This is a genomic window from Bradyrhizobium sp. LB13.1 (genome assembly GCF_054056815.1).
Genome location: NZ_JBSRYQ010000001.1, coordinates 848904 through 873778, shown reverse-complemented (window position 1 = coordinate 873778; position 24875 = coordinate 848904). Strand labels below are relative to the sequence as shown.

Here is a 24875-nt window from a genome sequence, read left to right as displayed (position 1 = left end):
CCACTCAAAAGGGCGAAAACAACCCCATGCACAGTAGGGATGTGCTTGTAAATAAAGGGGTTTTCCAACGACAAATCCGCCGGAGACTGCCCTCCGGCGGATCATGTCAGGTCAATCGCGGCCGGCTTACGCCTTCATCGCGCCCTTCACGGCTTCGGCCGTGATCGGCAGGGCTCGGACGCGGGCGCCCGAAGCGTTGAAGATGGCGTTGCCGATCGCGGGTGCAATCACCGTCACGGCAGGCTCGCCGACGCCGGTGGCCTTTTCGCCATTGGCGATCACGGCGATCGCGACCTCCGGCATCTGGCTCATGCGCAACGGGCGTGTAGCTATCGAAATTGGTCTGTTCGATGCCACCATCCTTCAGCGTCGCCTTCTCGTACATCGCCAGCGAAAGGCCCCACAGCGCCGCTCCCTCGACCTGGGCGCGGATGTTGTCGGGATGCACTTGCGTGCCGACGTCGGTTGCGACCGTGAGCTTCTTCACGGTTACTTCGCCCGACGGCGCGACGGCGACATGGGCAACGCAGGCCGTCCAGCTTGCGGTCGCGCGTTCCTGCGACGACACGCAGGCGACGCCCATGCCCTCACCCTTCGGCAGCTTCCTGCTGCCGTAACCGGCGAGACCCATCGCGGCGAGCAGCGTGTTGCGGAGCCGCTGCGCGCCGCCGTCGTTCTTGCCGGCGCCGTCGAGCAGCGAGATGCGGAACTGCGCCGGGTCCTTGCCGGTCGCGGCCGCGATCTCGTCGATCATGCTTTCGACCGCCCAGAACGTCCAGCCGGGCGCCACCGATCGGAGCTGACCGGACGGGGTGGCGTTGTGCGCCATCTCGTTCTTGATCGCGCGCACATAATGGTTGGGCACGGTGTAGAAGAAGTCGGCCCCGTTCACCGTAAACGAGTCGAGTGGACCCTTCTTGTCGACCGACGGCGTCAGGAAATCAGGAATTCCCCAGCGCTGGGTCGGCCAGGCCGAGACCACGTCGTGGCTGAGCGCGATGAGCTTGCCGTCGCCGTCCACGCCGGCCTTCACCTTCTGCAAGGTGAGCGGACGCGAGAAGTCCATCGTCATGTCGTTTTCGCGCGTGTAGATCACCTTCACCGGCTTGCCGATGGCCTTCGCCGCCTGCACCGCCGGAATCATCATGTCGGCATCGAGCCTGCGGCCAAAGCCGCCGCCGAGCCACATCTGGTGCATGACCACGAACTTCGGATCGATCCCGGCTGCACCCGCGGCGATCCCGCCGGAGCGCGTCGCGAACTGGTTGCCGGAATAGATGTGCAGGATGTCGCCCTTGAACTCCGCGGTGGCGTTCATCGGCTCCATCGGTGCGTGGATGTTGATGCTGGTGGTGTACTCCGCCTCCAGCACCTTGGCCGCCGTGCCGAACGCGGCCACGGGATCGCCGTCCTTGACAAAGAACTGTCCGGAATCGTCGAGAGCCTGCAGCCGCTTGGCCTCGGCATACAGCGACTCGCTCGACACCTTCGCGTTGGGACCGCCGTCATAGCTGATCTTCAGCGCGGCAGCGGCCTTCTTGGCGTTGGCGTAGGTGTTGGCCACCGCCACCACCCAGCCCGACGTCGTCTGCGTCTTGTCGTCGAGGGTGACGGCCTTGATGAAGCCCGGCACCTTCTTGGCGGCGCTGTCGTCGACCGATTTCACCGTGGCGCCGAAGCGCACCGGCGGCGTGACCACCGCGCCATAAGCCATGCCCGGAATCATCACGTCGATGCCGTATTTGGCCGTGCCGTTGGTCTTGGAGGGGATGTCGAGCTGCGGCACCGACACGCCGATCATGGTGTACTGATCCGGAGTCTTCAGCTTGATCGCCTTCAGCTCGTCCGGCGTGAAGGTCTTGGTCGCCTTACCGCTCTTGACGACATCTGCGAACGACATCTGCTTCTTCGACTTCGGATGCGCGATCATGGAATCGCGCACCACGAGCTCGGAGGCCGGCACGCCCATCGCGGCGGCCGCGCCTTCCGTCAAGGCCATGCGGCCCGCGGCACCCGCGCGGCTCATGGCGTCGAAGTTCATCATGGTCGACCAGCTGCCGCCGGTGATCTGCGCACCGAGCACGGGGTCGTTGAACTTCGGATCGTTGGAGGCAAGCTGAACGCGCATGTCGCTCCATTTGGCCCCTAACTCTTCGGCCACGATCTGCGCCATGGTGGAGGCGATGTGCTGGCCCATGTCGGCCTTGCCGCAGGTGACGGTGACAAGACCATCGGGCGCGATCGCGTACCAGACGCTGGGCTCGAAGTTGGAGGGCGCCGCAAGCGCCTCACCGATGCCGGGTACACCGGCATAACCGAGCACGAGGCCGGTTGCGGCGGTGCCGACCAGGAAGGAGCGGCGGCTAAGATCGGTCGTTTCGGCTGTAACGCTCTTGATGTGCTTATTCATGTGGGCCTCCGTTCGTTGCCGGAGGCGGATGCGGTGCGCATCTCGGTTGCGGCGCGCATGATTGCCTTCTGGATCCGCGAATAGGTCATGCAACGGCAGAGATTGCCGTCCATATGCGCCACGACCTCTTCCTTGGTCGGATTGGAATTCTTCGCGAGCAGCGAAGCCGCCTGCATGATCTGCCCGGACTGGCAGTAGCCGCATTGCGGAACCTGCTCGGCGATCCATGCCTTCTGCAAGGGATGATCGCCCTTGGCGGCGAGGCCTTCGATGGTGGTGATCTTCTTGCCGGCGACATCGCCGACCATGGTCTGGCACGAACGCACGGCTTCGCCGTTGACGTGCACGGTGCAGGCACCGCACAGGCCGGCACCGCAGCCGAACTTGGTGCCGGTCATCTGCAATTGCTCGCGGATCGCCCAGAGGAGCGGCGTGTCGTTCGCCGCATCCACGGACATACTCCGCCCGTTGATGGTGAGAATTGGCATAGGCGTCTTCCCCTGCCGGTGCATGAAGCCGCTTACGGCGGCAACTTGTGTCGCGGACGCCCACCGGACCGGCGCCAGCCTTGCCCGCAAGAATGATCGCGTTCAGCGGCGGAGGCAAATGCAATTTGGAATCGATCGAAACAAACGCGCCGCCTGCTCGTTGTGCGTCGCGACAAGGGCGGTGTTGCAGCCACTGAACGCAACCGAGTGCGGCGCCAGACATGCAAGCCATCGCAATCAGGCGGTTTCCTCCGAGTAACCCAGCGCGTTAGGATGGGCCAAGAAGCAAGATAACAAGGTGGAAGCAATGCCAAGGATCGATCGGGACGGCGTCGGAATCTATTACGAGGTTCATGGCGAGGGACCGCCACTGCTGCTGACCCATGGCTACTCCTCGACCTCGGCAATGTGGCATGGGCAGATCGATGCGCTTGCCGGGGATCACAAGCTGATCTTGTGGGACATGCGCGGTCACGGCCAGTCCGACTATCCCGACGATCCCGCCGCCTACAGCGAGGCGCTGACCGTCGGCGACATGGCCGCGATCCTCGATGCAGCCGGCGCTGAGCGCGCCATCATCGGCGGGCTGTCGCTCGGCGGCTACATGACACTCGCTTTCACTCGCGCGCATCCGATGCGCGCCCGCGCGCTGCTGATCATAGACACCGGCCCGGGCTTCAAGAAGGACGACGCGCGCGAGGCCTGGAACGCGCGAGCGCTCGCCACTGCCGACAGACTCGATCGCGAAGGCCTCGACATGCTGAAGGCAGCGACGCGCGAGCGCGCCACGGCCAGCCATCGCAATGCCAGGGGATTGGCGCTTGCCGCACGCGGCATGCTGACCCAGCGCGATGCGAAGGTGATCGAGCTGCTGCCGGATATCAAGGTGCCGGCGCTGATCGTTGTCGGCGCCGACGACACGCCGTTCCTCGCAGCGTCCGATTACATGGCCGCGAAAATTCCCGGCGCGCAAAAGGTCGTGATCCCCGCCGCCGGGCATGCCGTCAACATCGATCAGCCGCAGGCTTTTGTTGACGCGGTGGTGCCTTTCCTGAAGAACTTGCCGGGATAGGACGGTCGGACAGGAACACTGGCAATGAAGCGAGCGATGTTGGCGGCGGGCGCGGTGTTGGTATCGGTATCTGCGCAGGCCGAGCCGTTCGGCACCATGCCGCCGCGTCTCCCTTTTGTCGCGACCTTGTCGAACAATACGCCACTCGCTTTCGGCATGGACGCCGAGCAGACCGCGCGCGCCCTGGGGCAGCCGCTGCGATACGTCCGCGGGCGTCCCGGCAGCGAGATCTACCTCGCTTTGCGCAACATCGGCGGCAGCGGATTGATACCCTCTCGCCATCGCCTGTTCCTGCAATTCCGTCACGGACGATTGGCAGGATGGAAGGAAGACTACGGCGAAAACTGGATGTGGGAGTAGGTGGTTCTCCTCATGGCCAGGAGCGCGCCCCTTGCGCGCGTCTGGCGGACGATATTGCGCATCACCGCGAGAACCATGCAGGCACGGCCTGCCTCCCCTCATCCTGAGGAGCTTGCAAAGCAAGCGTCTCGAAGGATGAAGGCCCGGCTGAAGCGTCACGGGCCTCTATCCTTCGAGACGCGCGCAAGGGGCGCGCTCCTCAGGATGAGGGGAGAGATTAGAATTCGTGACAACCAAAAAGGACAACCCGCGTGGGACAAGACATCAAACTGACGGCTTCCGACAATTTCCAGCTCGGTGCCTATCGCGCTGAGCCCTCGGGCACGGCGAAGGGCGCGGTGGTGGTGATCCAGGAGATCTTTGGGGTCAATCATCACATCCGCTCGGTCTGCGATCGCCTCGCCGGGGAGGGTTATGTCGCGATCGCGCCGTCGATCTTCGACCGGACGTCGCCGGGCTTCCAGTCGGGCTACACGCCTGACGAGATCGCGGAAGCGCGCAAGTTCGTCGCCAGCCCGGATTGGGAGGCGATGCTGCGCGACACGCAGGCGGCGATCGATGCGGTGAAGAGCGTCGGCCCGGTCGGCATTATCGGTTTCTGTCTCGGCGGCAGCATCGCCTTCGTCGCGGCGACGCGGCTGTCGGGCCTGAAGGCCGCGATCGGTTATTACGGCGGCGCGGTCGCGCGCTTTGCCGACGAGACACCGAAAGTGCCGACGCAGCTGCATTTCGGCGAGAAGGATACCGGCATCCCCCTGACCGACGTCGAGACCGTCAAGACCAAGCGGCCGGATGTCGAGGTCTTCGTCTATCCGGGCGCCCAGCACGGCTTCCATTGCGACGAGCGGCCGAGCTACGACAAAGCCAGCGCTGACATCGCCTGGCCGCGCAGCATGGATTTTTTTGCGAAGCATTTGAAATAGGGCCGCACTTGCTGCCGTCATTCCGGGGTACGTCGAGCGGCGCAGGCCCGGAATGAGGAGAGCAGGAATCGGGTGGCCGCCTCACGGCGCGTGGCGATAGAGCAGGCGGATCAAGCCAGCTCACGCCAGGAGACCGCCATGCAGCAGGACATCACGCACCTCGTCATCCGCAATCCATTCGGAACCATGGACGTCCCCTCGCCCGATGATTCCGAAGTGACGGACTATGCCGCGACCGCCACGCTGGCCGGCGATGCAACCGACGGCAACGCGGCGGCATGGGCCTCCATCGCGACAATGTCCGATCCGATCGAGGGCCGCTGGGCAAGCCGCTGGAATGGCGGCGCCGATCCGACCATCGCCGGCGATACGGCGGAGAAATGGAAGCAGGGACGCGCCGAGGTTCAGGTCAAAGGCGAGCGGATCTATCTGCGCTTCGACTGGGACGACGGTCGTCGGCACGGGCTGATCGATGCCGCGCGCGACGGCGCGGGTCGCCTGGTCGGAAAATACATCAACCTGACCACGCCGGCGATCACGCGGCCATGGATCGGGCTAGTGGTCGACGCCAACAGGATCGACGGATGTTTTCCGAGCGGACGGCTGGATTTCAGGCGGTGAGCTAGAACCAGCGCTCGCCGATGAACACGGTGTCCCCGGGGGCCAGGGGCGTGCCGAGCGGGACGATAGCGCGCATGGAGCCGCCGGCTTCGGTGTGCGTGACGGTGACCACGTCGCGCTTGGCGCGCGGCGAGAAGCCGCCCGCGATCGCGACGGCGCTTTCGACCGTCATGTTCGGTACGTAAGGATATTGTCCGGGCGCGGAGACTTCGCCGAGGATGAAGAACGGGCGATAGGCCTCGATCTCCACGGCCACCGAAGGCTCGCGGATGTAGCCGCTGCGCAAGCGTGCGGCGATCTCGCCGGCGAGGCCGGCCGGGGTACGACCGCGCGCCGGCACGCCGCCGATCAGCGGCATGGTGATGGAGCCGCCAGCATCGATGGCGTAGCTGTTGGTGAGACCTTCCTGGCCATAGACCACGACGCGCAGCCTGTCGCCTGCATCGAGATGGTAGGAGGAATCGTAGCGGACCGGCGCCGCCATCGGTGCGGCATAACCGACCGGCATGGGCGCAGGCGAAGAGGCAAAGGAATTGCGCAGAGCCCCGATGGCGCCGCCCCCGTCGCCGACGACGACCGGCTGTGGCGCGTAATAGGGCTGGCCATAGGCCATGGAGTCGAGATCGGCGCGCGGCTGCATCACCGCGACAGGGCCGGCGGTCTGCATGCAGCCGCCAAGCGCAAGCGCGGCGGACGCTGCCAAGGACGTTGCCAAGATCGACCATCGAAACGCGCGTGCAACCGGCACCGGACCTATCCCTCGAAACGAGACAGATCCAGTGTTGCACCGGTTATGGTTAATAAAGCGTTGAGGGGCGCGACGATGCTCGCTGCGCTCCCTCTCCCGCTTGCGGGCACTGCTATCGCATATGGCCTTTTGGGCCAGCCTGAACGCGCGCCTCGTCCTTCGAGACGACCGCTCTGCGGTCTCCTCAGGATGAGGCTAATCGGCATCGGTGCCTGTTGAAACTGTTGCCGTACACTCCATCCTCATCCTGAGGAGCCCGCCTAAAGCGGGCGTCTCGAAGGATGGGCCGCCGGAAACTGCTCTCAAATGCCGCTGCCCTGCTCTTGCAGGAGAGGTACAGCGAGTTCGTCGCCAGCTTACGCGCTCACACCGACGCCGATCGGGCAGGACACGCCGGTGCCGCCCAGACCGCAATAGCCGGCGGGATTCTTCGCCAGATATTGCTGGTGATAGTCCTCGGCAAAATAGAATTCGCCGGCGGGTGCGATCTCGGTGGTGATGGCGCCGAGACCTTTTGCGGCAAGCGCCTTCTGATAGAGCGCCTTCGATTGATCGGCCGCTTTCTTCTGCGCGTCCGAATAAGTGTAGATCGCGCTTCGGTACTGCGTGCCGACATCATTGCCCTGGCGCATGCCCTGGGTCGGGTTGTGGCTCTCCCAAAAAATCGTCAGCAACTTCTCGTAGGAGATTTTTTTCGGATCGAACACGACCAGCACCACTTCGGTGTGGCCGGTGCGGCCTGAGCAGGTCTCTTCATAGGTCGGATTCGGCGTGTGGCCGCCGGCATAGCCGACGGCGGTGGCGTAAACGCCGTCGCCGAGCTCCCAGAACTTGCGCTCCGCGCCCCAGAAGCAGCCGAGCCCGAACACCGCCTGCTCGAGGCCTGCGGGATAAGGCGGCTGCAACTTCGCGCCGTTGACGAAATGGCTGGTCGCGGTCGGAATAGCTTGCGCACGGCCGGGCAGCGCTTCCGTGGCGCTCGGCAATGCGGTGGTCTTGCGCATGAAAAGCATGATTGAATCTCCGCAACGAGCTGTCGGTCGCTTGAGACAGGTGCTCAGGCGGCGTGCTCGCGATCAGGTGGGAATATAGGGATCTACGCCGCAAGGGGCAGCCCTGTTACGCCGCGCGCGCCCGGCTCAGTCGGGGATTGAAAGCTCAATCCCGGGAATAACCGATCAGCGGCTTGCGCGGGCGAAACAGGATCATCAGGAGGATGCCCAGAATGCCGAGGACGGCGAAAACCGGTTGATCCAGCACCAGGCGGATCACCGAGGTCCAGAGCCATGGCGCCTTGGCCTCGACCCAGGTCCGGAACGCCGTCTGGCTGCCCTGATTGATGTCGTTCCAGAACTGGCCGAAGCGGGTGAACCGCAGGGTCTGGTCAGCCACCCAGCGGGCGCCGTCATAGACCATGAAGATGAATCCGCCGGCGAGCAGCAACAGCCCAATCAGTCGGAAAAAGCCGCGGATCATGCTTCACCTTATATGGTCGCCCGATCGGACGATCCTCGTAACGCTGCCAGCCAATACAAGGCAGACGGCAGAAATTCAACCTCTTCAGGGCGTTACGGCACTCATCCAGGCCCTAGGGCTGGTTTTCCAGCCCGGGAAAGCGTTGACGGTGCCAAAGACCCTCTCTATAAGGGCGCCAACTGGCGGCGGGCGCAATCCTGCCGCCGCTGTTCTTTGAGCAGTTGCAGGCTCTTTGGGCTTAGAGGCTCTTTGGGCCTCGGAGACAGCCGCAAGGCTGTCGCTCATGTTCCGGGAACAGCCTAGCAACCGAACACCCTGATTCCGAGCGTCGATTACGCGGTCAAGCAAGCCGGCGCTACCGACCAAGACGCGACCGGTACCCGCAAAGGACATTGAGACCATGGCCAATACCACTTCCGCCAAGAAAGCGACGCGCAAGATCGCCCGCCGCACCGCCGTCAACAAGTCGCGCCGCACCCAGATGCGCGGTGCCGTGCGTAACGTCGAAGAAGCCATCAAGACCGGCGACCGCGCCGCCGCCGTGACGGCGCTGGCGAATGCCGAGCCCGCTTTGATGCGCGCCGCCCAGCGCAACATCATTCACAAGAACAACGCCAGCCGCAAAGTCTCGCGGCTCACCGCGCAGATCGCCAAGCTCGCCAAGTAAGCCCGCGAGTAATCTGGCGAGTGACCTAGCAAGCCTTCGTTCGATCGGACGATTCGAGCGCACATCGCACGCGTCAAACAGCCCGGCATCACGCCGGGCTTTTTTGTTGCCAGCCATAGTCACGCAAGCAGTCAGGCGCGACCGACCTTCGATCGAAGGATCGCGGCGTCCACACCATTAGTTCTACCTGCGGGTGATTTTGCAACAGGGGAAACTTTTCACCGCGGTGCAAAAAGCCCTTGCGAGGCGGGCTCAAGTTGAATTCCTGCGCCTGCGCGTTCTTCACACCGTAGTTTCACCGGATCGCGCCAGGCGATGGAGTTACCCTGTGAAACGAGACTCAAAAAACGGTGTCTCGCTAATCACTTATCGACATAGTGACGCCAAGCATTTGGAAAAATCGCCCGCGCGTCTCGCCGCGTGACGCTTTTGTAAAGAATTTTTGGCAGTGGCGGAGAATTGTCACACAAGGCGCGGCTCTTTCGATTCTGTGCACGAATCCAAAACCTTGGTCTGAAGCCTGTGCACAAGTCGCGCGCGGCGTTAACGCAGATCAAGTTTTTTGACGCCTCAAGTGTGAATCAATTTCGTTGCGAGTCCTTCGGCATAGTGTATTCCTTAAGGCGTCAGCGGCGCCCACGATCTTGAGACCAGCGCGGTATCGGAAACGGGGCGAGCGTGCAAATCGGCGGCGATGTGCACGTAAGCGACGCTTAACCCAGCGATTGTCGGTTCGAAACCCATAGCAATATGGGAACGGTAGTTCTTTGTCTGAATGTCTCCAAGCGGGATCTTCCCGCTCGCGCCCAGCGCAAAATGAGAGACATCTCGAGGCTACTCCGACACGCAGGATGGCGAAGCCGAGCGGACGGCGAGTACAGACGGGCGCATCCGCGGCTGGAGCAATTCAGATGCGGTTGTTTTTTCAGGCAGGACCTTGCCGTGAGCGATCGCGGCAGGACGGGGAGGTATCATGTCCTACGGATTCAACGCGGTGTTGACACAGATTCCATCGTTCGATGATGCCGTCTCCGATCCGTCCTGCGTTCAGCCCCCCTCGTGTGAGGGCGCGCCGAGTACGCGCTGACCTCGCGAACTCTCCATCTCCGACATCGCTGATCTGACCTCGCGGCGTTCGCGCCGAACGGTCGAGCTGTGCCCGACGATGGAATCGCTTGAGGTCGCGCCATGACGGGGAACCCCGCTTGGCGTTCACAACGCAACCTTATCTCTCAAGAGAAGTTTTTTAACGATGAACCCATCGGAACAGGATCGCTGGTCACGCGTGAAGAGCCGGCTGCGCACGAACGTAGGCGAAGACGTCTATACGAGCTGGTTTGCTCGCATGGATCTGGAAGGTGTGCAGGAGGAGAGCGTGCGGCTCTCGGTCCCCACGCGCTTCCTGAAGAGCTGGATTCAGGCGCATTACGCCGAGCGCGTGCTGTCGTGCTGGCAGGCCGAGATGCCCGAAGTGCATCGTATCGATCTCACCGTTCGTTCGGCCGTGCGTCCGGTCGTTCAGCAGAAGGAAGTGCCCGCGCCCGTCGAAGCGCGCCGCTCGCCTGCGCCGGAGCTGCGCTCGACCGCGACCGCGCCGGTCTCGGCCAATCACGATGCGCTCGGCGGCTCGCCGCTCGATCCGCGCCTGACCTTCGCAAGCTTCGTCGTCGGCCGCTCCAACACGCTGGCGCATGCCGCTGCGCGTCAAGTCGCGGAGGGTCGCCGCGGCGATCCCGTCATGTTCAATCCGCTCTACATCCATGCGGGTGTTGGACTCGGCAAGACGCATCTCTTGCAGGCAGTGACCTGGGCCGGAAATTCCGGCAACGAGCGCAAGGTGCTTTACCTGACCGCGGAAAAATTCATGTACGGCTTCGTCGCCGCGCTGAAGACGCAGACGGCACTCGCCTTCAAGGAAGCGCTGCGCGGCATCGACGTGCTCGTGATCGACGATCTCCAGTTCCTGCAGGGCAAGTCGACCCAGGCCGAGTTCTGTCACACCCTGAACGCGCTGATCGACGCCGGACGCCAGGTCGTGATCGCGGCCGACCGTGCCGCCGTCCGATCTCGAAAGCCTCGATGATCGCGTGCGCTCGCGGCTGGCCGGCGGCCTCGTGGTCGAGATGGCCTCGCTCGGCGAGGAGCTGCGGCATGGCATTCTCAAGTCGCGCGTCGCGGCGGCCCGCGCCCATCACGCGACGTTCGAGGTGCCGGAGGAGGTTCTGACCTATCTGGCCCGCGCCATCACCCATAACGGCAGGGATCTCGAAGGCGCGATCAACCGCCTGCTCGCGCACTCGAAGCTCAACAACCGGCCGGTGACGCTGGAAATGGCCGAGCACGAGGTGCGCGACCTGATCCGGCCGCAGGAGCCGAAGCGCATCAAGATCGAGGACATCCAGCGTGTGGTGGCGCGGCAGTATAATGTCAGCCGCTCCGACCTGCTGTCCTCGCGCCGGACCGCCAACGTGGTCCGTCCGCGCCAGGTGGCGATGTATCTCGCCAAGACGCTGACCCTGCGCTCGCTGCCGGAAATCGGCCGCCGCTTCGGTGGGGCGCGACCACACCACGGTGCTGCACGCCGTTCGCAAGATCGAAGCCCTGGTTTCCAAGGACACGGCGCTGTCGGACGAGGTCGAATCGCTGAAGCGTCAGCTTCAGGAATAAACGCCCAGGTCTTTCCCCTTCCCCCCGCCGCCCCGGCCATGCCTGGGCGGCGGGCGTGTTTTTGCCGGTAAATCGTGGGGAACCATCCCGCGATCCCTTGAAACGGATGACTTTACGCGCCACCTTGCGCGACCCTGAAGGCTTTGGTCATATCGGCTGGATGATCCGGCTTTGGGGGTCTTCGGTACCGTGGCGCGCGTCCCGCCGCCCGGCTTTTCCAAATTTGTGTTTCCTTGGGGATCGGGCGAGTAGTGCAATGAAGGTTACGGTCGAACGCGCGCAACTCCTGAAGTCGCTGGGCCATGTCCACCGCGTGGTCGAGCGCCGCAACACGATTCCAATCCTCGGCAACGTGCTGGTCCGGGCCGAGAACGCGAAATTGTCGCTGAAGGCGACCGACCTCGACCTCGAGGTGACGGAAACGCTCGCGGCGGAAACCGCGACCGCAGGGTCCACCACCGTGCCGGCGCACATGTTCTACGACATCGTGCGCAAGCTGCCCGATGGTTCGCAGATCGTGCTCGAAGCCGACGGCGACCGCGCCGTGCTGGCGATCCGCGCCGGCCGCTCCCGTTTCACGCTGCAGACGCTGCCGGAGAATGATTTTCCGGATCTGGCCGCCGGCGACATGTCGCATTCGTTCTCGCTCGCCGCCAAGGACGTCAAGCGGCTGATCGACCGCACCCAGTTCGCGATCTCCACCGAGGAGACGCGCTACTACCTCAACGGCATCTATCTGCATGCCGCAGGCTCCGCCAATGCCGCGACCCTGCGCGGCGTCGCCACCGACGGCCACCGCCTCGCGCAGCTCGACCTGGTCCAGCCCAAGGGCGCCGACGGCATGCCCGGCGTGATCGTTCCGCGCAAGACGGTCAGCGAGGTGCAGCGGCCTGATCGAGGACAACGAGGCCGAGGTCACGATCGAGCTGTCGCAGGCAAAGATCCGCTTTACCATCGGCAATGTGGTCCTGACCTCGAAGCTGATCGACGGCACCTTCCCCGATTACAGCCGTGTCATCCCGCAGGGTAACGACAAGGAACTCGTCGTCGACAAGAAGGATTTTGAGAACGCGGTCGACCGCGTTTCCACCATCTCCAGCGAGCGCGGGCGGGCCGTGAAACTGTCGCTGTCGCCGGGCAAGCTGGTGCTGTCGGTGACCAACCCGGATTCCGGCAGCGCGACCGAAGAGCTCGAAGTCGAATACGCCTCCGACGCTCTCGATATCGGCTTCAACTCCCGCTATCTGCTCGACATCGCAGCCCAGATCGAAGGCGACGTCGCAACGCTCCGGCTCGCCGACCCCGGCTCGCCGACGCTGGTGCAGGACCGCGACGACAAGAGCGCGCTGTACGTGCTGATGCCGATGCGAGTGTGAGGAACGTAGCTCTACGCCACGCGCACCCTGCTTTTGGAAGCAAGCGCGATGCGCATTGCTGCGCCCTCTCCCCTTGTGGGAGAGGGCTACTCCGCTGGTCGACGCAAGCTCGATAGGGTGAGGGGTTAGTGCCGCAAGATCCGTCCCATCGGCCAGTCCCCAAACATCTCCGCCAATTTGCGAAGAACATGCGGCATGAGCCGACTGATGCGGAAGCTGCGATGTGGCGGCTGCTCAGAGAACGCCGGCTGTCCGCCTTCAAGTTTCGTCGGCAAGTCCCGTTCAAAAACTACATTCTCGACTCTGCTTCGAGAAATGCCTTGTGATCGAGATCGACGGCAGCCAGCACGTAGAATCACAAGGCGACGCTGCCCGTGAGGCCATGCTTGCGGCCGAAGGATTTCAGACGGCGCGCTACTGGAACAACGATGTGTTGCAGCGACCTGTGGCGGTGCAGGAGGATATCCTTGCAAAGCTCGCCGGGCGGTAAGATACCCCTCACCCGTCGCCTCACTTCGTGAGGCGCCACCCTCCCCCACAAGGGGGGAGGGATCAGAGTGTGCCCGCAAATCATGACCCCCTCCCGCATTCATCGCCTGACGCTGACGCATTTTCGCAATTACCGGGCGGCGGGGCTCGAGGCGACGGCTGACATGGTGGCGCTGGTCGGGCCGAACGGGGCGGGCAAGACCAATTGCATCGAGGCGATCTCGTTCCTGTCGCCGGGACGCGGCTTGCGGCGTGCGACCCTGGACGACGTTGCCGACAACCAGGGCGACGGTTCCTGGGCGGTATCTGCACAGGTCGAGGGCGCGCTGGGCCTCGCCACGCTCGGCACCGGCATCGATCCGCCGCGCGCCGACAGCCCGGTCAGCCGGCGCTGCCGCATCGACCGCGAACCGGTCAATTCGGCGGCGTCCTTCGGCGACCATATCCGTATGGTGTGGCTGACGCCGGCGATGGACGGGCTGTTCATGGGTGCGGCGTCCGAGCGCCGGCGCTTCTTCGACCGCCTCGTGCTTGCCATCGACAGCGACCATTCCAGCCGCATCTCGGCGCTGGACCGCTCGCTGCGCTCGCGCAACCGCCTGCTCGAGACGCGCAATTACGACGACCATTGGTGTGACGCGATCGAGCGCGAGACCGCGGAGCTTGCGGTCGCCGTCGCCGCAACCCGCGGCCAGACTGCGGCACGTCTCACCGGCATGCTGAATGCACGCGCGCAGACCTCCGCCTTCCCCTCGGCGCAAATCGGGCTCGACGGCTGGATGGAGAACGCGCTGCTGAACGAGACGGCGACGTCGGTCGAGGACCGCTACCGCCAGATCCTGCGCGACAACCGTCCGCGTGACGCCATCGCCGGCCGCACCACGGACGGTCCGCATCTCACCGATCTCCAGGTGATCTACGCGCCGAAAAGCATGCCGGCGCGCGATGCCTCGACCGGCGAGCAGAAGGCGTTGCTGATCGGATTGGTGCTGGCGCATGCGAGCCTGGTCGCCGAGATGACCGGCATCGTGCCGCTGCTGCTGCTCGACGAGGTCGTCGCGCATCTCGATCCCAGCAGGCGCGCGGCGCTGTTCGACGAGCTGCGCAAGCTCGGCGCGCAGGTGTGGCTGACCGGCGCAGATCCGGCCGCCTTCGCCGAGATCGGCACCGGGGGCGAGATCTTTGACGTCGAGAGCGGACAAGTCAGCGCGCGCCGGTGAGCCGCCGCATTGAACCCGCGTGGTCCCGTCAACGACTAGCTGTCTGAGGCCGCGCCAATAGTGTCGCAGCCGTTGCCATCGCGCGATGACACTGACGCGCGCGACATTCCTGGAGAATGGGATGCGGACGGTAAGGTCCGGGGTGCAAGCCTCGGCACGATGGCGGGCGTTTGCGTGCGGCCTCGTCTTGCTCGCGACGTGCATGCTCGCGGCAAGCGCCGGCGCCTGGATGCCGCATCTGTCGCCGCTGTTCTCGGCCGACCTCACGCTGGATCCCGATGCCAAGCTGCCCGCACCGACCGTCGCGGCCGGCGACGCCTGGGAGCTCACCGTCGGGCGCGACGGCGAGGCATGGTCGCCGCTCCAGCTCTATTGAGACCTCCGAGATCTTTGAACCTGCCCGCTTCCCGACGCGACTTCTGGTCTGAGACCGCGCCGACGGTGGCGCAGCCGTTGCAATCGCACGGCCAAAGCGCCGCGCGGCATCCTGGAGACGTAACCATGTCGATGATCCCGCGCGGGACGCAAGTCCCGGCACGATGGCAGCTGCTTGCATGCGGTCTCTTCCTGATGGCGAGTTGCTCGATCGCGGCCGGCGCCGACGAGGGCATCGTCGACGTTCACGCGCTGCCGCAGCTCGAGGGCGCGGTGGAAGACACCTCGCGCCCCGATCCCTATCGCGCCGAGTATCGCATGCCGACGCCGCAGGCGGTGACGCTGCCCGCGGTCCAAAAGCTCCTGATTGCCAACGGCTGGGTGCCCTATGTGATGCCGCTGGAGGAGAAAAGCAGCCTGCTGAAGTTCAAGAAGGGTCGGCAGGGCCTTTTCGTTCATTTCACGCAGGCGCTCGGCCGGCCCGACCAGTCCGTGGTTTACTACACGACCGACCGGATCTACGGGAACGTGCCATTTCCGGAAGGCGCAAGCGACATCGTGTTTGACGGGACGCGGCCCTATCTCGACTGCATCGCGCCGACGCCGCTCGATGCAACGTCGGACTTCTACAGCAGCCAGATGGCTGCGATCGGCTGGCAGAAGCTCACGCCGGAAACCGCTGCGCGCTGGACGACCAGCCTGGATGAAACCGTTCCTAACGGCCTGCGCGCGTTCTACGCGCACGCCGATAGCAAGGAGACCGGCTTTTATCAACAGAAGCCCGTGATGCTGACGCTGACGCGCCGCGACGATGGCCGCACCAATGTCGATATCCGGGTCGCGCCCTTTGCGCTACCCAGCGAGCTCAAAGCGGATAGCGATCTGGCCGGCCTGCCGCGACCGAGCCCGACCAAGACGGCCAAGGGCCTCGGCAGCGCAAGCTCCGACAAGCGCGAAATGTCAGCCGCCGCGATGGCCGAGCTGCCCGCCGTGCTCGCTTTCTATCATCGCGAGCTCGCCGCGCGCGGCTGGCAGGAGGACGGCAGCGCGCCGCGCGCGCCCGGCGACGAGGTCGCGATCAGGATCTCTTCGGCTGAGGAAACCGGCCTGCTGCGGCTTGGCCGCAAATACGATTTCACCATGGTCAGCCTGACCGCGCAGGTGAAGGAATCCGCACTTGCCGCCCGTGCCCAGGCGAAGAAGGAGGCCGACGAGAAGTTCCTTGGGGATGCGTTAGGTGCGGCCAAGCAGCTCATCACCGCCGACGACGCAAGACGCAAGGTGCAGGCGGCCGCGCTGTCAGATGCGCCGCTGAATGCACTGGCCGACAGCAAGACGCCGGTGCCGCTGCCTGAAACCGCCGAGGGCGTGAAGTTCGAAGGCGGCGCCGGCCGGCTCGAATTCGCTTCCACCTCAAGCGTCAAGGCGCTCGCCACGTTCTACCGGGCGCTGCTGAAATCAGCAGGCTGGAAGGAGCAGCCGTCCGTCATCAACCAGCCGAACATGGCGGTAATGGAGTTCGCAAAGGGTGGCAAATCGATCTCGATGACCGTAATGCAGATGGGGCCGAAGGTGAATGTCAGCGCCAACGGATCGGGCCTGGTGATGGCTGCAGCGAAGCCCGCCCAGGCCAAGCCGGGACAGGTCGAGTCGGTGCAAGCCAAGCCGGCCGAGCCGCTCACGCTCGATCCCGATTCCGCCCTGCCGGTGCCCACGCAGCACAGCTCCACCGGAGTTAGCTCCACGAAATTCCCCGGCAGCGACCAGTCGTTCCGGAGCGAGCTCGAAGCCAGCATCCCCGCCGCGCTTGGCGACGTCCTCGCGTTCTATCGCACGGAGCTGACCAAGCGCGGCTGGCAGGAGAAGGCCGACGGCGCGACTGTGACCGCCGAGCGGGCGGAGCTCGCGTTCACCTCGCCGGAGGGACCGGCCGTGCTGAAGCTCGGCCGCGCCAGGGACGAGACAATCGTTAGCCTGGTGCAGCGGAATCCGCAGGCCGCGGCCAAGGCCGACATCATGCCGAAGGCCGGACAGGCCAGGCTGATGCTCGGCAATATGGGGCCGAAGGAAGCATCGCTGACGATCAACAATCAAACCGTGAAGATCGCGGCCGGCGCCGGCGGCCCGCAGTCGCCGAAGGGCCCGATGCTCGATCTGCCGCCCGGCAAGTACCAGTACGCGCTGCGTCTGGCGGGACGCCCTGCCCGGACCGAGACCCTCACCGTGGCCGCCGGCGATGCCTGGGGCCTCCTGGTGGGGCCAAGCGGAGATGTGCTGCCGCTTCAGATGTATTGAGCCTGCAAGGCCGTTCCGGGCGTTCCAAGCGCCTCGGAACGCCCCTCGTCCCCGCAAAATCCACGCCTTCCACGGTCCGAAACGGCTTCTCGAATCGCGCTTTTTCCAGCGCCTGGAATCGGCCTTCAAAAGCCTTGAAAACCGGCCAAAAAATCCTATCTGATCAAAGACTTGCTGGGAGATACTTTGCGCTAGGCGCAATCCGTCTTTCGTGGCACAAATAGCCCGCATATCAGCGCCTTTTGTGCCGCTGATTCGGGCGACATCTCGAAGGCCTCTCATGACAGAACCTGCTCGGCAGACGCCTGCCGAAAACGAACCCTCAAATCCGAGCGATTACGGGGCGGAATCGATCCGCGTGCTCAAGGGTCTCGATGCCGTCCGCAAGCGTCCGGGCATGTATATCGGCGACACCGATGACGGCTCGGGCCTGCATCACATGGTCTACGAGGTCGTCGACAACGCGATCGACGAGGCGCTCGCGGGCCACGCCACGCGCGTCGATGTCGTGCTCAACGCCGACAATTCCGTCACCGTGCGCGACGACGGCCGTGGCATTCCCGTCGACATCCACAAGGGCGAAGGCATCTCGGCGGCCGAGGTCATCATGACCCAACTGCATGCCGGCGGAAAAGTTCGACCAGAACTCCTACAAGGTTTCCGGCGGCCTGCACGGCGTCGGCGTCTCCGTCGTCAACGCGCTGTCGAGCAAGCTCGGCTTGCGCATCTGGCGCGACAACAAGGAGCACTACATCGAGTTCGCCCATGGCGACGCCGTTGCACCGCTCAAGGTCGTCGGCGACGCGCCCGGCAGGCGCGGCACCGAGGTGACGTTCCAGGCCTCGACCGAAACCTTCAAGAACATCGAATATGATTTCGCCACGCTGGAGCACCGGCTGCGCGAGCTCGCCTTCCTCAATTCCGGCGTCAACATCGCACTCTCCGACATGCGTCACGCGGTCGAGAAGCGCGAGGAGATGCACTATTCCGGCGGTGTCGAGGAATTCGTCAAATATCTCGACCGCAACAAGAAGGCGATCGTGCCTGCGCCGATCATGGTGCGCGCGGAAGCCAACGGCATCGGCGTCGAGGCCGCGTTGTGGTGGAACGACAGCTACCACGAGAACGTGCTGTGCTTCACCAACAACATCCCGCAGCGCGACGGCGGCACCCATCTCGCCGGCTTCCGCGGCGCGCTGACGCGCCAGGTCAACGGCTATGCCGATGCCAACGCGAAAAAGGAAAAGATCGCGCTCACCGGCGACGACTGCCGCGAAGGCCTCACCGCCGTTCTCTCCGTGAAGGTGCCGGACCCGAAATTTTCGTCGCAGACCAAGGACAAGCTGGTGTCCTCGGAAGTACGCCCCGTGGTCGAGAACGTGCTCAACGAGGCGCTCCAGGCCTGGTTCGAGGAGCACCCGTCCGAAGCCAAGATGATCGTCGGCAAGGTGATCCAGGCGGCCGCGGCCCGCGAAGCCGCGCGAAAGGCGCGCGAGCTGACGCGCAAGAGCCCGCTCTCGGTCTCCTCGCTGCCCGGCAAGCTCGCCGACTGCCAGGAGAAGGACCCGGCGAAGTCCGAGCTCTTCATCGTCGAGGGTGACTCGGCAGGCGGCAGCGCCAAGCAGGGCCGCAACCGCGAATTCCAGGCCGTGCTGCCGCTGCGCGGCAAGATCCTCAACGTCGAACGCGTGCGTCCCGACAAGATGCTGGGAAGCGAGCAGATTGGCACGCTCATCACCGCGCTCGGCACCGGCATCAGCGACGAGTTCTCGATCGAGAAGCTGCGCTATCACAAGATCATCGTGATGACGGACGCCGACGTCGACGGCGCTCACATCCGCACGCTGCTGCTCACTTTCTTCTACCGTCAGATGCGCGACATCATCGACGGCGGCTATCTCTATATCGCCCAGCCGCCGCTCTATAAGGTCAACCGCGGCAAGTCCGAGCAATACCTGAAGGATGAGCGGGCCCTGGAAGATTATCTGATCGATACCGGGCTGGACGATTGCGTCTATATTCCCGGCACCGGCGGCGATCGTACCGGCCGCGACCTGCGTTCGCTGGTCGACGACGCCCGCGCTGTTCGCGGCGTCCTGCGCAGCCTGCACACCCGCTACAATCGCAAGGTGATCGAGCAGGCCGCCATCACCGGCGTGCTCAACAAGGCGATCTACGGCGATCCGGAGAAAGCCGCCGCGGCCGCGCAATACATCGCCGCCCGCCTCGACACTCTCGCCGACGAGGTCGAACGCGGCTGGGTCGGTCAATACGTGGAAGGCCATGGCTTCCAGTTCGAGCGCACGGTGCGCGGCGTCAAGGAAGCCGCCGTCATTGACGACGCCTTCCTCGGCTCGGTCGAGGCGCGCAAGCTGGACGAGTACACGGTGAAGCTCCAGGACGTTTATGTCCGCCCCGGCAAGCTGCGGCGCAAGGACGTCGAGCACATGGTCTACGGCCCGGTCGATCTGTTCGAAGCCGTCACCGACGCCGGCCGCAAGGGCGTCACGCTGCAGCGCTACAAAGGTCTGGGCGAGATGAACCCGGAACAGCTCTGGGAGACGACGCTCAACATCGACGCACGCTCGCTGCTCCAGGTGAAGGTCAAGGAGGTCGACGAGGCCGACGACATCTTCACCAAGCTGATGGGCGACGTGGTCGAGCCGCGCCGCGACTTCATCCAGGAACATTCGCTGAGCGCGACGATCGATATCTAGCCCCGACCTCGCTGCACCTCTCCCGCTTGCGGGAGAGGTCGGCGCGCGACGGGCGATGCGAAGCATCGTCCCGAGCGCGGCGGGTGAGGGCTTTCTCCTCGCGGGGATATTCTCCGTAGATTTCGACAATCCCACCGCGGACGCACCCCCTCCCTAGCCCTCCCCCGCAAGCGGGAGAGGGAGCGCACCTCCTTCGTGATAGCCATCGAGCCCGAATTGCTCCCCCGCTCAATTCTCTGTAGTTTCCGCCTCGAAAATCACCCGCCCCACCCAACAACAGTGAGACCTTCGTGGCGCCCATCCAGTACATCGTCGAGGGCGGTCAGCGGCTCTCGGGCTCGATCGAGCCGTCCGGCAACAAGAATGCGGCCCTGCCGATCATCGCGGCAGCCCTGCTCACCGAGCATCCGGTGACGCTGGAAAACGTGCCGCGGATTCGCGACACCGAGACGCTGGTCGAGCTGATCCGCTCGGTCGGCGCTGCCGCGGAATGGACGGCCCGCAATACGCTTCATATTCACGCCAAGAGCATCCGCGCCGCCGATCTCGATCCCGACTTGTGCGTCCGCATCCGCGCCTCGATCCTGCTCGCGGGCCCGCTGCTCGCCCGCTGCGGCGAAGTCATGCTGCCGCCGCCCGGCGGCGACGTCATCGGCCGCCGCCGGCTCGACACACATGTGCTGGCGCTGGAGCAGTTGGGGGCCAAAGTCACCGCAACCGACCGGCTCGAATTCCGCGCGGCAAGGCTGGCCGGCGCGGACGTGTTTTTGGACGAGCCCAGCGTCACCGCGACCGAGAATGCGCTGGTCGCGGCGGTCGCCGCCGACGGCGTCACCTATTTGCGCAACGCCGCGTCCGAGCCGCATGTGCAGGACCTCGCCAACTTCCTGGTCGCGCTCGGCGCGAAGATCGAAGGCCATCGGCACCAACACCATGATCGTGCACGGTCCGGCGACGCTGGGCGGTGCGACTTACCGGATCCAGCCGGACCATATCGAGGTCGGCTCGCTGATAGGCCTCGCCGCCGTGACGCGCTCACCGCTTCGCATCGTGCGCGCCGGCGTCGAGCATCTGCGCTCGATCCGCATGGGCTTCGAACGGCTCGGCATCGTCTGCCGCATTGAAGGCGACGATCTCATCGTGCCCTCGAACCAGACGCTGAAGATCCAGGACGATTTTGGCGGCCACGTGCCGAAGCTGGAGGACCAGCCCTGGCCGGCTTTCCCGGCCGATCTGATGTCGATCGCGATCGTCACCGCCACGCAATGCGAGGGCGTGATCCTGATGTTCGAGAAGATGTTCGAATCGCGGATGTTCTTCGTCGACAAGCTGATCGCGATGGGCGCGCGCATCGTATTGTGCGACCCGCACCGCGCCATCATCGCAGGACCCAGCCGGCTGCACGGCGCGACGATGACCTCACCCGACATCCGCGCCGGCATGGCCATGCTGCTGGCGGCGGTCTGCGCCGAGGGCACCTCCACGATCGACAACGCCGACCAGATCGAGCGCGGCTACGAGCGCATCGACGAACGGCTGAATGCGCTCGGCGCGAAGATCAAGCGCGTGCCGGAGCGGAAGGACTGAGGCGGCTTCCACTTCTGGATTGAGATGGTCTCGTGCCCCGGACGCAGCGCAGCACGCGAGTGATGCGCTGCTGAGCCGGGGCCCATACCGCAAAGACAGCGCTCGTGATCTGGGTCCCGGCTCGTGCTCCGCGCGTCCGGGACACGAGAGTGAGGCCATGTTTTCGTCGCCCTGCGATGCTATTGGATAGCCATGCTCGACACTGTCCAGCCTCGTTCGCAGCCGCACGCCGGCGTGCCGCCGAATCCTCTCGCCGACGAGTTCGTCGAGACGCTGCGGCTGGCCGTGCCGATGATGCTGACACAGCTCGGGCAGATCGCGATGATCACCACCGATCTCGCGCTGATCGGGCGGCTCGGCGAGAGCGCCGTCGCCGCGGCCGCGCTGGCGCATACGGTCTATTTCGTCAGCTTCACCTTCGGGCTCGGATTGATGGCAGCGGTGTCGCCGCTGGTCGCGCAGGCTTTTGGTGCCGGCGATGTCAGGCGCATCCGCCGCTCCCTGCGCGTCGGTCTGTGGGTCGCGTTGATGATCTCGCTGCCGATGATGGCCTCGCCGCTCTATGGCGAGCACATCCTGGTCGCGCTCGGACAGGCGCCGCACTCGGCCGCGCTCGCGCAGCACTATCTGAACGGGCTGGCCTGGGGCATCGCGCCGGCGCTGGGCTTCATCGCGCTGCGCAGCATGATGAGCGCGGTGAACCGGCCGCAGGCGCCGCTATGGATCACGCTCGCGGCCATCCCCATCAATGCCGGGCTGGTCTATTGCCTGATCCATGGCCTGTTCGGCCTGCCGGAGCTCGGCCTGTTCGGCGCGGGGCTTGCGACCACGCTGGTCAATCTCGGCACTTTCGTCGCTACGCTCGCCATTGCGGGGCTGCGCAAGCCGTTCGCGGACTATCGTCTGCTCGCTCATCTCTGGCGGATCGACTGGCCCCTGATGCGCCGGCTCATCGCGATCGGCGCCCCGATCTCGTTCTCGCTGCTGCTGGAATATGGCCTGTTCTCGTCGGCGGCCCTGCTGATGGGGTTGATCTCGACGACCGCGCTCGCGGCGCATCAGATCGCGCTCCAGGTCACCGCCGTGCTGTTCATGGTCCCGCTCGGCATCGGCATGGCGGCCACGGTGAGGGTCGGCCACGCCTTCGGCCGCGGTGAGCCGCTCGCGGTGAAGCGCGCAGGTATCGTCGCAGCGGTGATCGGGATCGCGTTCGTCTCGGCCCTGACCGTCGTGATCATCCTCGGCCGCTATCAGCTCGGACGGCTGTTCTTCGGGCGCGGCGAGGCGAGCATGGCGACCGTCGAGCTGACCGCGACGCTGCTCCTGGTCGGCGCGACCTTCTTCATCGCCGATGCCATCCAGACCATCATGGGCGGCGCGCTGCGCGGCATCAATGACACCAGGATGACGCTGGTATTCGCCGCGATCGGATATTGGTGCGTCGGCTTTCCGATCGCCTGGTGGCTCGCCTTCCACGCCGATTTCGGCGCGGTCGGTGTCTGGATCGGACTGTCGATCGGATCGTTCGTCTATGCCGGGCTTCTGACCTTGCGCTTTCGGATGTTGACGCGCAAATTGGCGGAATGATCGGGACCGTCCGCGAAGTCACCCCTGAGGTCGACGCCGATGCCGTCCTGGCCGGTGCGCAATTCATCGATGCGTTTCGCCTCGAGATCGGCGCGACGGCCGTGAATGCCCGCGAGGCCTGTACCCGTATGGTGCTGCACGGGCCGGGCTGGATCGATGCGATGCTGCACTTGCGCAACATCATAGTCGCGCCGTTCGGACTGAAGACATCGGGCGAAGGCGCGCCGGCACCGCACGGTCTGATCGGCCTGTTTCCGGTGGTCAGCGAGACCCCCGAGCAGCTCGTCGCCGGCTTCAATGATTACCATCTCGACTTCCGCCTCGTGGTCGATGTGGCCGGCGATGACGCGAGGCGGCAGGTGACCTCGACCACGCTGGTGCGGACGCATAACCTGCTGGGGCGGACCTACCTCGCCCTCATCATGCCTTTCCACAAGCTCGTGGTCCGCGGCATGATGAGGCGCATTGCAGAGCCGGCCGGATGACGTCCTCCATGGAGGTGGGCTCCCTCCCCCGCAAACGGGAGAGGTTGCAGCGAGCCTGCGGCCCGACCGCTTCAACTTAACGCCATTCGGCTTCAGCTCACTCCGCCGCCCGCGCGGGCTTGTCGGCCGCCGCCTCCGACCATTCGCCGACGACGCGGTCGAGATCGCAGAGATTCTGGTGCATCTGCTCGAGCGAAAAGCCCAGCGCGAAGAAGCGCTCCGCGGTGTCGCTCGGCTGGCCCCGGATCAGGCCGTCCTGGCGCACAGCGGCGACCGCTTCGGCATAATGCTGAAGCGCGACGTGCACGGGATGGATCGGCGGGGCGCCGCCGCCTTCGCGCAAGGCCGCAGCGGCCGAACGCAGGAAGCGTGCGATCACGGTCGAGACTTCCGTCAGCGGCACGGCAAGCCGTGTCTGCACCTCGACCGGCAACGGCACCACGGTCGAGCGGCCGATCATCACGACGTCATGGCGCAGCCGCAAGATCGTGCGCAACAACGGGCCGGTGTCCGGCCCGCTCGACAATCGCGCAGAGCGCTCGCGCTCAGCTTCGGCGCCAATGGTATTCATGCCGACCATTGCGGCGCCGATACCGTCTTGAATCCGATGCAGCGCGTCATTGTCCCGGCCGCGCGTCAGGCCCGCGAGCAATTCGCTGAAGGCTTCTGCGATCAATTCGAGCAGCTTCGCCGCGCTGGCGCGAATTTGCCGCACCGCGCGCGATGGCAGCACCAGGAACGAGACGAGCAGCCCCGTCACCGCGCCGACCGAAACTTCGCTGACGCGATCAATCGCCGAGGCCATGGGATCGGCATGATGCATCGACGGAAGCACGAGCACGATCACGGCGGTCACCGTTGCAGAGCTTAGATTCGGATAGATCGATGCGACAAAGGCAAGCGGCGCCACGGCCAGCACCAGAAGACCCAGCAGGCCCAGTTCGCCGGAATAGGGGATCAGGATCGCGATAGCGCCGCCATAAATCGCGCCGCCGATGGTGCCGAGCATGTAGTCGCGTGTCGCCTTCAGCGAGCGCCCGACGCTCATCTGGGTCACGATGATGGAAGTGAGGACGGCCCAGAGCGGCAACAAGAGATGCAGCGCGGTGGCGAGCGCGTAGGCGCCGGTGGCCGCCACCGTGACCCGGACCGCCAGCCCCAATTGCGTCTTGCGCGACCAGACCCGGTCGAACAGCTCTCCTGCGAATGCCATCGTCGAGTATCCCGGTCCAACCCTCGTAAAGCCGCCAAAAGCATAGCTGATGCCCGCGGTCCCGAGGCCGCTTGAAAGGCCAAATCAGCCCGCTTAACT

General features: G+C 64.8%; 15 protein-coding genes and 6 pseudogenes. 15 read left to right on the top strand and 6 right to left on the bottom strand.

The window, feature by feature from the left end; genetic code table 11:
* Positions 1 to 126 precede the first annotated feature (126 nt).
* Together ACVWYI_RS04090 and ACVWYI_RS04085 are read right to left on the bottom strand one after the other, a co-directional pair.
* Positions 127 to 2410: pseudogene (locus ACVWYI_RS04090) on the bottom strand (molybdopterin cofactor-binding domain-containing protein).
* Positions 2407 to 2898: a (2Fe-2S)-binding protein gene (locus ACVWYI_RS04085; RefSeq protein ID WP_456661302.1), complete on the bottom strand. Its 492-nt coding sequence runs from the start codon at positions 2896 to 2898 to the stop codon at positions 2407 to 2409. The pseudogene ACVWYI_RS04090 and the gene ACVWYI_RS04085 overlap by 4 nt, the downstream one beginning before the upstream one ends.
* 307 nt (positions 2899 to 3205) lie before the next feature.
* Between ACVWYI_RS04085 and ACVWYI_RS04080 the strand changes: the two genes are divergently transcribed.
* The 4 genes from ACVWYI_RS04080 (at position 3206) to ACVWYI_RS04065 (ending at position 5874) form a co-directional block, all read left to right on the top strand.
* Positions 3206 to 3970: an alpha/beta fold hydrolase gene (locus tag ACVWYI_RS04080; RefSeq protein WP_456661301.1), complete on the top strand. Its 765-nt coding sequence runs from the start codon at positions 3206 to 3208 to the stop codon at positions 3968 to 3970.
* A 24-nt stretch (positions 3971 to 3994) separates the two neighbouring features.
* Positions 3995 to 4330, top strand: a complete 336-nt coding sequence (locus ACVWYI_RS04075) for a hypothetical protein (RefSeq protein WP_456661300.1) — start codon at positions 3995 to 3997, stop codon at positions 4328 to 4330.
* Between the two features lie 251 nt (positions 4331 to 4581).
* Positions 4582 to 5253: a dienelactone hydrolase family protein gene (locus tag ACVWYI_RS04070; protein WP_456661299.1), complete on the top strand. Its 672-nt coding sequence runs from the start codon at positions 4582 to 4584 to the stop codon at positions 5251 to 5253.
* A gap of 138 nt (positions 5254 to 5391) precedes the next feature.
* The gene (locus tag ACVWYI_RS04065; protein WP_456661298.1) at positions 5392 to 5874 is read left to right on the top strand and encodes a hypothetical protein; all 483 of its coding nucleotides are present in this window, start codon (positions 5392 to 5394) and stop codon (positions 5872 to 5874) included.
* Position 5875: 1 nt separating this feature from the next.
* Here ACVWYI_RS04065 and ACVWYI_RS04060 read toward each other — a convergent pair whose 3' ends face one another.
* The 3 genes from ACVWYI_RS04060 to ACVWYI_RS04050 form a co-directional block, all read right to left on the bottom strand.
* Positions 5876 to 6622: a polysaccharide biosynthesis/export family protein gene (locus tag ACVWYI_RS04060; RefSeq protein ID WP_456661297.1), complete on the bottom strand. Its 747-nt coding sequence runs from the start codon at positions 6620 to 6622 to the stop codon at positions 5876 to 5878.
* A 356-nt stretch (positions 6623 to 6978) separates the two neighbouring features.
* The gene (msrA, locus tag ACVWYI_RS04055; RefSeq protein WP_456661296.1) at positions 6979 to 7635 is read right to left on the bottom strand and encodes a peptide-methionine (S)-S-oxide reductase MsrA; all 657 of its coding nucleotides are present in this window, start codon (positions 7633 to 7635) and stop codon (positions 6979 to 6981) included.
* Positions 7636 to 7780: 145 nt separating this feature from the next.
* The gene (locus ACVWYI_RS04050) at positions 7781 to 8098 is read right to left on the bottom strand and encodes a hypothetical protein (RefSeq protein ID WP_247351545.1); all 318 of its coding nucleotides are present in this window, start codon (positions 8096 to 8098) and stop codon (positions 7781 to 7783) included.
* A gap of 400 nt (positions 8099 to 8498) precedes the next feature.
* On the opposite strand from ACVWYI_RS04050, the gene rpsT reads away from it, so the two are divergent.
* The 11 genes and pseudogenes from rpsT (at position 8499) to ACVWYI_RS03995 (ending at position 23563) form a co-directional block, all read left to right on the top strand.
* Positions 8499 to 8765 (top strand): 30S ribosomal protein S20, encoded by a 267-nt coding sequence (gene rpsT, locus ACVWYI_RS04045; protein WP_007598259.1) that lies wholly within the window; start codon positions 8499 to 8501, stop codon positions 8763 to 8765.
* A gap of 1252 nt (positions 8766 to 10017) precedes the next feature.
* Positions 10018 to 11432 (top strand): annotated as a pseudogene (gene dnaA / locus ACVWYI_RS04040) (chromosomal replication initiator protein DnaA).
* 256 nt (positions 11433 to 11688) lie between these two features.
* A pseudogene (gene dnaN, locus ACVWYI_RS04035) lies at positions 11689 to 12808 on the top strand (DNA polymerase III subunit beta).
* Between the two features lie 128 nt (positions 12809 to 12936).
* A pseudogene (locus ACVWYI_RS04030) lies at positions 12937 to 13298 on the top strand (endonuclease domain-containing protein).
* Positions 13299 to 13380: 82 nt separating this feature from the next.
* The gene (recF, locus tag ACVWYI_RS04025) at positions 13381 to 14517 is read left to right on the top strand and encodes a DNA replication/repair protein RecF (protein ID WP_247442198.1); all 1137 of its coding nucleotides are present in this window, start codon (positions 13381 to 13383) and stop codon (positions 14515 to 14517) included.
* Between the two features lie 121 nt (positions 14518 to 14638).
* Complete coding sequence (locus ACVWYI_RS04020; RefSeq protein ID WP_456661295.1) at positions 14639 to 14893, top strand: hypothetical protein; 255 nt, start codon at positions 14639 to 14641, stop codon at positions 14891 to 14893.
* Positions 14894 to 15018: 125 nt separating this feature from the next.
* Positions 15019 to 17187 (top strand): hypothetical protein, encoded by a 2169-nt coding sequence (locus ACVWYI_RS04015; protein ID WP_354103375.1) that lies wholly within the window; start codon positions 15019 to 15021, stop codon positions 17185 to 17187.
* Between the two features lie 280 nt (positions 17188 to 17467).
* A pseudogene (gene gyrB, locus ACVWYI_RS04010) lies at positions 17468 to 19904 on the top strand (DNA topoisomerase (ATP-hydrolyzing) subunit B).
* A gap of 290 nt (positions 19905 to 20194) precedes the next feature.
* A pseudogene (gene murA, locus ACVWYI_RS04005) lies at positions 20195 to 21491 on the top strand (UDP-N-acetylglucosamine 1-carboxyvinyltransferase).
* Between the two features lie 192 nt (positions 21492 to 21683).
* Positions 21684 to 23078: an MATE family efflux transporter gene (locus ACVWYI_RS04000; protein ID WP_456661294.1), complete on the top strand. Its 1395-nt coding sequence runs from the start codon at positions 21684 to 21686 to the stop codon at positions 23076 to 23078.
* The gene (locus ACVWYI_RS03995; protein ID WP_456661293.1) at positions 23075 to 23563 is read left to right on the top strand and encodes a DUF2867 domain-containing protein; all 489 of its coding nucleotides are present in this window, start codon (positions 23075 to 23077) and stop codon (positions 23561 to 23563) included. The genes ACVWYI_RS04000 and ACVWYI_RS03995 overlap by 4 nt, the downstream gene beginning before the upstream one ends.
* Before the next feature lie 97 nt (positions 23564 to 23660).
* On the opposite strand, the gene ACVWYI_RS03990 is transcribed toward ACVWYI_RS03995, so the two are convergent.
* A complete protein-coding gene (locus tag ACVWYI_RS03990) occupies positions 23661 to 24776 on the bottom strand; it encodes an FUSC family protein (RefSeq protein WP_456661292.1) in 1116 nt (371 codons plus the stop codon).
* Between the last annotated feature and the right edge of the window lie 99 nt (positions 24777 to 24875).

Excerpts from the sequence above, each read along its gene's own strand:
- ACVWYI_RS04000 (WP_456661294.1), top strand. The coding sequence starts at position 21,684 with ATGCTCGACACTGTCCAGCCTCGTTCGCAGCCGCACGCCGGCGTGCCG.
- ACVWYI_RS04075 (WP_456661300.1), top strand. The coding sequence starts at position 3,995 with ATGAAGCGAGCGATGTTGGCGGCGGGCGCGGTGTTGGTATCGGTATCT.
- ACVWYI_RS04080 (WP_456661301.1), top strand. The coding sequence starts at position 3,206 with ATGCCAAGGATCGATCGGGACGGCGTCGGAATCTATTACGAGGTTCAT.
- ACVWYI_RS04020 (WP_456661295.1), top strand. The coding sequence starts at position 14,639 with ATGCGGACGGTAAGGTCCGGGGTGCAAGCCTCGGCACGATGGCGGGCG.
- ACVWYI_RS04085 (WP_456661302.1), bottom strand. The coding sequence starts at position 2,898 with ATGCCAATTCTCACCATCAACGGGCGGAGTATGTCCGTGGATGCGGCG.
- ACVWYI_RS03990 (WP_456661292.1), bottom strand. The coding sequence starts at position 24,776 with ATGGCATTCGCAGGAGAGCTGTTCGACCGGGTCTGGTCGCGCAAGACG.
- ACVWYI_RS04065 (WP_456661298.1), top strand. The coding sequence starts at position 5,392 with ATGCAGCAGGACATCACGCACCTCGTCATCCGCAATCCATTCGGAACC.
- rpsT (WP_007598259.1), top strand. The coding sequence starts at position 8,499 with ATGGCCAATACCACTTCCGCCAAGAAAGCGACGCGCAAGATCGCCCGC.
- ACVWYI_RS04050 (WP_247351545.1), bottom strand. The coding sequence starts at position 8,098 with ATGATCCGCGGCTTTTTCCGACTGATTGGGCTGTTGCTGCTCGCCGGC.
- recF (WP_247442198.1), top strand. The coding sequence starts at position 13,381 with ATGACCCCCTCCCGCATTCATCGCCTGACGCTGACGCATTTTCGCAAT.
- msrA (WP_456661296.1), bottom strand. The coding sequence starts at position 7,635 with ATGCTTTTCATGCGCAAGACCACCGCATTGCCGAGCGCCACGGAAGCG.
- ACVWYI_RS03995 (WP_456661293.1), top strand. The coding sequence starts at position 23,075 with ATGATCGGGACCGTCCGCGAAGTCACCCCTGAGGTCGACGCCGATGCC.
- ACVWYI_RS04015 (WP_354103375.1), top strand. The coding sequence starts at position 15,019 with ATGTCGATGATCCCGCGCGGGACGCAAGTCCCGGCACGATGGCAGCTG.